Source organism: Pseudoalteromonas sp. Z1A6, from assembly GCF_011378745.1.
Lineage (GTDB): Bacteria > Pseudomonadota > Gammaproteobacteria > Enterobacterales > Alteromonadaceae > Pseudoalteromonas > Pseudoalteromonas arctica.
In genome coordinates, this window is the sequence record NZ_WTKW01000220.1 from 1 (window position 1) to 7,245 (window position 7,245).

6 protein-coding genes are annotated in these 7,245 nt (G+C 38.5%); 4 read left to right on the forward strand and 2 right to left on the reverse strand.

Annotated features, from left to right (window positions below; translation table 11 throughout):
- Window positions 1–52: 52 nt before the first annotated feature.
- Window positions 53–2,554 (reverse strand): S8 family serine peptidase, encoded by a 2,502-nt coding sequence (locus tag GQR46_RS13655; protein ID WP_165741232.1) that lies wholly within the window; start codon window positions 2,552–2,554, stop codon window positions 53–55.
- 583 nt (window positions 2,555–3,137) lie between these two features.
- Between GQR46_RS13655 and GQR46_RS13660 the strand changes: the two genes are divergently transcribed.
- The 4 genes from GQR46_RS13660 to GQR46_RS13675 all read left to right on the forward strand — a co-directional run bounded on the left by GQR46_RS13660 (window position 3,138) and on the right by GQR46_RS13675 (window position 6,268).
- Window positions 3,138–4,640 carry a curlin gene (locus GQR46_RS13660; protein WP_007584406.1) on the forward strand — a complete coding sequence of 501 codons (1,503 nt, stop codon included), beginning with the start codon at window positions 3,138–3,140 and terminating at the stop codon, window positions 4,638–4,640.
- Between the two features lie 95 nt (window positions 4,641–4,735).
- A complete protein-coding gene (locus GQR46_RS13665; protein ID WP_085999476.1) occupies window positions 4,736–5,080 on the forward strand; it encodes a curli production assembly/transport protein CsgE in 345 nt (114 codons plus the stop codon).
- Complete coding sequence (locus tag GQR46_RS13670) at window positions 5,070–5,495, forward strand: curli assembly protein CsgF (protein WP_007584408.1); 426 nt, start codon at window positions 5,070–5,072, stop codon at window positions 5,493–5,495. The genes GQR46_RS13665 and GQR46_RS13670 overlap by 11 nt, the downstream gene beginning before the upstream one ends.
- On the forward strand, window positions 5,495–6,268 hold the full coding sequence (locus tag GQR46_RS13675; protein ID WP_007584410.1) for a CsgG/HfaB family protein: 774 nt from the start codon (window positions 5,495–5,497) through the stop codon (window positions 6,266–6,268). Before GQR46_RS13670 ends, GQR46_RS13675 begins: the two co-directional genes overlap by 1 nt.
- Window positions 6,269–6,425: 157 nt before the next feature.
- Here the strand turns inward: GQR46_RS13675 and GQR46_RS13680 are convergent, their stop codons facing one another.
- Entirely contained in the window at window positions 6,426–7,115 is a 690-nt protein-coding gene (locus tag GQR46_RS13680; RefSeq protein ID WP_007584415.1) for a response regulator transcription factor, read from the reverse strand.
- Window positions 7,116–7,245: the final 130 nt, after the last annotated feature.

Sequence of the window (7,245 nt, forward strand, 5' to 3'; positions counted from 1 at the left end):
CATAAAAAAGCCCAGCAAAGCTGGGCTTAAATTACTTTAGGAGTAGTGAAATTTATTCAAAAGAAACGGTGATGATATTCGAACACACATTTTCTGTTACACATAATTGGTAATCGTACGATGGTAATGTAGCTCCACGCACGTAATCACGGTAGCGACCGTTATCTGCAGTAGTATCAACTAACTCACCATTACGGTAAACGCTTAATGACTCTGCACCCACTTCTTCCCAGCTAAGTTCTACACGCATCGTACCTAGGCGTGTTTTGTTAGCGCGTTTTAAGTTCAGTTCAAGGGTCACGTCACTTACAACAACGGTTTGGGTAAATGTATCTGTATTACCTTCACTGTCAGTAACAGTTAGTTCTACATCGTAACTACCCGATTGCGCATATGCATGCACAGGGCTTGAATCTGTTGATGTAGCGCCATCGCCAAAGCTCCAGCTCCATTGTGTAATGTCGTTATTGGCATCATTGCTTGTATCTACAAACGAGGCTGTTAAACCTTGCGTATCAACAGTAAAGCCTGCACGTGGCGGTTGTGCACTTACTTCGCCTATAGCGCTAAGCGTAAGTGACCAGCCATTAATTGTGCCTGTATCAGCGGCTGCAGTATCTTCTACATGAAGAGTCCAGTCACCATTTGCTACTTCGCCATTGAATGCACTAGACGTGAAGCTCTTAACAATATCATCGTTACTACCACCAACATTGCTTTGCAATGTTACCTCTGTACCTTGTGCAGATATTAGTTTTACAACTAAATCACCAGAGTAAGTATGAGTAATATCAACATCGGCGGTTGTGCCAAATACGGTTAAATCATCAGAAACATTAATTACTGAGCTAATCCCCTGTGGAGAATTATCTGGAATTGCTACGCTACCAGTACTGCTGTAGGTAAAGTCATTTAACCCTAATGGTTGTATCATTAATTCAACCGATTGCTGTTTAACAATATCACCCGCAGTGGCAGTTACGGTAAACTCGTAATCTCCCCACTGAGTATCAGTATCGGTTTCAACATTTAGTATCACGTCATCACCAGGGCGCGCTGTAAGCGATGATAAATAAGCACCACCTAATGTTGTTGATAATTCAAGCGTTACTTCCTCATCCCACTCGGCAATTGAGCCAATTGTAAATGTATAGCTTGTAGCCTCTCCAGCTATAATTTGTTGGGTAAGCGGGCTAGCTGATATTTTAAAACCAGGAGTTGGATCCGCATCAATAAGTGCTTGGTTAACATTAAGTCGCGTACCGGCTACCGTTTTCCCCTGCAGTGCAGCATTAGCATCGCCCGAGCTCATTAATAAATCTTTAAGTTCTTGAGTAGATAACTCTGGATTAATAGATAAAACTAGCGCAGCTGCGCCAGCAACATGCGGCGTTGCCATTGACGTACCAGAATACGATGCATAACTTTCACCCGGTGTAGTAGATAAAATAGCTGTACCTGGTGCGCCCATATCAACACTGGTTAAGCCCCAATGAGAGAACCACGAAATATCATCAGTTTGGTTAGTACTTGCAACCGATAGAACACTCGCATTTTCGTAGTTTGATGGATAATGTGGGTTTACATCGTTATCAATAGTGTCGTTACCTGCTGCAGCTACAAACAGTAGCTCCGCAGCTTCACTTGATTCGATTGCATCAGCCAGCGCTTGGCTATAGCCACCGCCACCCCAACTATTATTTAATACGCGGATGTTAACACCAGAGTTTTTTAGGCCAACCATGTAATCAATACACTTGATTGCATCTGATGTTGATCCATTACCTGCTGCATCTAAAAACTTACAACCAACAAGTGATACTTCATGATTTACACCCACTACACCCACAGAGTTATTACCACTCGCACCTATAGTTCCAGACACATGCGTTCCGTGACCTTCATCATCCATAGGGTCGCCAGTATTGGTAATCGCATTGATACCATGAATATCATCGATAAAGCCATTACCGTCATTATCAATACCATCGCCTGCGATTTCAGAGGTATTTACCCACATATTGCTCGCTAAATCGCTATGGCTATAATCAATACCTGTATCGATTACACCAACAACTACATCACGACTACCAGTAGAAATAGTCCACGCTTCTACAGCATCAATATCAGCGTCTGCCGTACCACCGGTCTGACCTTCATTATTTAGGCCCCAAAGCTCATCAAAACGAGGGTCGTTAGGTGCGCTTGCAATACTTACTCGGTAATCTGGCTCAACATATTCAATAGCTTGATGAGACTTTAAACGCTCAATAGCTTCTTTAGTGCTCATGCCAGACACTTTAAATTTAGCAAGGCGACCTGAGAATAATGATGTGAAGTTATCATCAACTTCATCATTATTTAAATCTGTAATTTTTGCTTTAACCAAGCTTCGTGCTTGTTTACGCATTTGAGGTGTTGCATTTTTTTTATATTTAACAATAACAGAGTCACTGCTTGCAGCTGCTTGTGGAAGAGCTCCTGCATCAGGTAATTTAGCCGAAGCCAAACAAGGTAGTAAAGCAAGCGTAATAATAGATAATTTTGTTTTCATTGTTCTATCCATAGTTGGGTTAGCTTAGAAGCACTAAGCGGGTTTGTTCACTATTTCAAGTACAAGGGATCACGTGGCAAGTTATAAGCAAACTAGTAAATACGATATTTGACAAGTTAAAAAGTTAAAAAGAATTAAAAATCATAAATTTTGACCAGTTTGGCTATAAAAAAAACACTAAACACAGTCATTTTAATGAACTGCCCCATTACAACCTTACCCATTATAGGGTCAAACTTTTTTACTGCTTTTGCTTGCTATTACATTAAAACCCACCAGTTACACACATAAACCGATGATAATAAAAGGTTAATTATTTGGTAAAAAATGATGATTTAAGAAAATGAAATAGGGGAATACAGTTAATGGGTGATTATGAATTTGAGCTTAAACTTTGTTAGTTCAATATTTATGACAAATTAAAACTTAATTATTTATAGTCACATATTACGCTTCACCTACTTCTAAAGTTACGCAAGCGGATCACAAAAAACATATCGGCACGGCATGCTGAAACAACAAATACCTTATTAAAACCTATAACATTTAGGGTATTTGATTTTAATATTTCAAGGAGAAAATAATGAAGTTGAATAAATCACTTTTAAGTTGTGCTGTTGCAATAGCAATGGGTACCAGCTTTGCCTCATATGCAGATACCGACAACAAATCAGCATCAAACTCAGAACTTAGTACAAAAATATCTATACTTAGCACCGCTAATTCAATGACATTGGCGCAATCGCAAAATAATAACACCGCGATTTTAATGCAAGAGGGAGATAGTAATACTATTGAGGTTTCGACTACTGGAAACGAGAACACAACAGAAGTTACTCAATTACAATCAGGTAATTATGTTGGCGTAACAACAATTGGTAACAACAACGAGCAAGTATATGCCCAAGATGGCGTTGCCAACGGTGTAATTACCGAAGTTACTGGTAATAATAATTACCTAAATGTTTTGCAAAGTGGCCAAGGCTTTTTTGTAAACAACGAAGCTGTCAACATGATTGTTGGTGACGACAATATCGTTGATGTAGAGCAAGGCACTGGTGGTCATTGGTTTTACAACTTAGATATGAAAGGTAATGGCAACGAAATCAGTTCATTACAAACAGGTGAGTGGCATGAAGCTGAATTAACCTCTGTAATGGGCGATCAGAATAGCCTGAGTCTTGAGCAAAACGGTTACTGGAATACCTTCAAAGTGAGTTCTTTACAAGGCAACGATAACGAGCTTGATATTGAACAAGACGGCGATCGTAATACTGTTACCTTCACTGATATTTTAGGCGATGCAAATGAGCTTTCAATTGAACAAGAAGGCAATACTAACGCAGTAACATTTGTAGCTGTATTAGGCGATGAAAACGAAATTGATTTAGACCAAGAAGGTTCTTTAAATACTATCGAATCAAACTTATTCGAAGGTCAAAACAACGAAGTTACAGTAACTCAGGTTGATTTAAGCAACTCAACAACCGTTGATATTATTGGTGACGATAATGAATTAACGGCTACACAAGTTGGCTTATTAAATGATGCTTACATGGGCGTTTTAGGTACCGATAACGAATTTATGATTAACCAAGTAGGTGAATCAAATTCAGCACACGTTGTTAACTTTAATGGGTCTGAAAATGACGTTAACGTTATTCAGTCTGGCCAAGAAAACACTGCTGTTGTTGAGTCTTCATATCCTGATATATCTCTAACATCAAACGACAACGATATCGATATTATGCAAAATGGTTCTCAAAACGAAGCCATGGTTACACTTGCAGGTATTTTAGATAGCAACATGAACCAGATTGACCTAGCTCAAACAGGTGAAATGAACGTAGTTGATATGATGGTTGAAGGTAATGGCCACAGCATTGATATTTCACAAACTGGCGAAGGTAACTGGGTAGTTGGAATGGAGCAACCTGCATTTTTAGTAGGTGGCGAAAACGTTTCGTTTAGCGTAACTCAAATGGGTAACGATAACATTGTTGAAGGCGCCGTAATTGGTTTCAACAGCACTGTTTCAGTGACCCAAATTGGTGACGGTAACGTGACTTCTATTACTCAAATGTAATTATTGAGGTTGGGGAGAGCAACTCTCCCCATTTAGTTATGCATAATAATAAAAACCATTACCAAGTATTATTACTTACGCTTTCTCTGTTTTTAATGCCCGCATCTTATGCCGCTGAAGAGTTGGAGATTGACGGCCTACTACTTGATAGGAGTATTAGCCGCTTTGGTCATCAGTTCTATTTTGAGTTTTCTAATTACTGGCGAGATCTCCCTTCAACTGCAGGTTTTAACATTGAAATTAAAGAAACGGTCATTCCAAAAGCAGGCACAAAGCTGTCGTTAATAATGAATAACCAACTTGTTTACGCAACTTATTTAGGTAGACGACTAGAGCCTTTAAATGAGCGTGTGGAGCAGGCTGTTTATACAGTGATAGATGCAATGGCTCGCGAAAACATGGCAGTGTCAACACCCGATATGGCTAAAGATGGATGGTAAAATGAAAAATATAGCCCTTATAATAATAACAACATTAAGCTTTTCAGCAGCAGCAACTGAAATAATTTACACCCCAATTAACCCAAGCTTTGGTGGTAACCCACTCAATGCAAATATGCTGTTGAGTAAAGCCCAAGCTCAAAACAAGCATAAAGCACCGGTAGTAGAAAAAGGTTACGCTGAACAATTTCAAGAAACTCTAGAGCGCACCTATTTAAACCGTATGGTAAGAGAAATTACCGATATGGCATTTGGTGAGGACATAGAAGATAGCCTTTTCAATCAAGACTCCATATTTATGAGTGGCGATTATCAAATTGAAGTTATAACCAGCACAACCGATTCTATTACAGTAAGAATAACAAATATAATTGATGACACCGTGGTGATCATTGAAGTACCGAGGTTTGGATAATGTATAAACTACTAATAACAATAATATTAATAGGATTGAGCGGTTGTGCGAGCCTAGGGAATTTAATCCCACCATCGCAACAAAAAGCAGTTAGTTTAGAACCAACCGAATTATTCGCAGATCTGAAAAACTTACCAAAACCGGTCGGGAGTATTCCTGTATCAGTATACTCATTTAGAGATCAAACAGGTCAATATAAGCCACAAACTAACGTTAGCTCATTTTCGACTGCCGTTACTCAAGGTGCTAACTCAATACTCATACAAGCATTACATGAATCTGATTGGTTTACGCCGGTAGAGCGTGAAGGTTTACAAAACATTTTAACAGAGCGAAAAATTATTCGTGCGGGCCAAGCCGATAATCCTAACCAAGCTGATTTACCCCCGCTAACAACCGCAAAAATCATTTTAGAGGGCGGTATCATAAGCTACGACACTAATGTAAAAACAGGTGGTTTGGGTATGGAATACTTTGGTATAGGCGCATCAGAGCTTTACCGCGAAGATGCTATTTCAATATACTTACGCGCTGTTGATGTTCGTACAGGACAAGTACTACTAAGTGTAGCCACCAGCAAAAAAGTACTTAGCCAAGAAATGCGTGCAGGCTTTTTTAGATACGTAAGCTACAAACGACTGGCAGAAGCAGAAGCAGGCTTTAGCGACAATGAACCTATGAGTATTTGTGTTACCCAAGCAATAGAAAAAGCACTCACAGATCTCATAACAAAAGGTATTGATAAAGGCTTATGGGCTAAAAAATCGGCGTAAACTGATTTCCTGGATTAACTAAAGGCTACATATTGTAGCCTTTATAGGTTGTGTGATTAGTAAGTTGAAAGTACTTCGCTAACCCAACCCTTATAAAAAATCTAGAGGATAAAGTTTTTACTTTAATAACTTTAATAAAGTATTGGTGGCTTTACTCTTATTTAGCCATTGGCAGCAAAACCGATATATAGCGCTGCGCCCAATTAGCAAGCTCCACCCTGTTGCGTGAGTTAGTTTTTTTAAACGCACTGTATAAATGTGTTTTTACAGTGTGGTCGCTAATGTTAAGTTTATCAGCGATTGTATTGTTACTCGCCCCCTGTGCAATTAAATGAATAACAGACTTTTCTCGTTTTGTTAAATGATCGTAATCGTCCTGCTTTAATTCAATGTCGTCGTGTAAGCTATTAAACGACGATGCCACGGCTAAAATATCGTTAAAAGCTTTTGAAATCACTTTACGCGTAAACCAAAGCTCGCCAGTATTAACACGAAGTAACCCTTTAAAAATATCTTCTGGTGGATCAGATTTATAAAAAACACCATTAAAATGGTTAAGCAATAAGTTTTGCTCGCACACATCTTCTTTATCAACATTAAAAATGACAACGCTATAGTGTTTAGCTAAACAAATAAGGTCAGTCGGAATAAGGTCTTGCCATTTGCTTTTAGCACCATCTATTAAAAACAAATCATAATTTGTGCGCTGCTCAGCTTTAGGAATAACCTCGTCCATTTTAATATCACCAAACAAAGCTTGTAGTGTTCTTAAAATAGCGGTGTAGTTGTGTGAATGAAAAGATGATTGAAACGTTGTTTTTACAAATACCGAGTTTTTATGGGGCATAAATTTCGTCCTTGAAACATTTACACTACATTACCTAAATCAAATACAACTTACAATGGGATTTTGATATTAAAGTACTGTTATTCTTTCTCATCCTACAATAGATAAAAATCAATTAAATCAATGCAAA

Excerpts from the sequence above, each read along its gene's own strand:
- GQR46_RS13675 (WP_007584410.1), top strand. The coding sequence starts at position 5,495 with ATGTATAAACTACTAATAACAATAATATTAATAGGATTGAGCGGTTGT.
- GQR46_RS13665 (WP_085999476.1), top strand. The coding sequence starts at position 4,736 with ATGCCCGCATCTTATGCCGCTGAAGAGTTGGAGATTGACGGCCTACTA.
- GQR46_RS13680 (WP_007584415.1), bottom strand. The coding sequence starts at position 7,115 with ATGCCCCATAAAAACTCGGTATTTGTAAAAACAACGTTTCAATCATCT.
- GQR46_RS13660 (WP_007584406.1), top strand. The coding sequence starts at position 3,138 with ATGAAGTTGAATAAATCACTTTTAAGTTGTGCTGTTGCAATAGCAATG.
- GQR46_RS13655 (WP_165741232.1), bottom strand. The coding sequence starts at position 2,554 with ATGAAAACAAAATTATCTATTATTACGCTTGCTTTACTACCTTGTTTG.
- GQR46_RS13670 (WP_007584408.1), top strand. The coding sequence starts at position 5,070 with ATGGATGGTAAAATGAAAAATATAGCCCTTATAATAATAACAACATTA.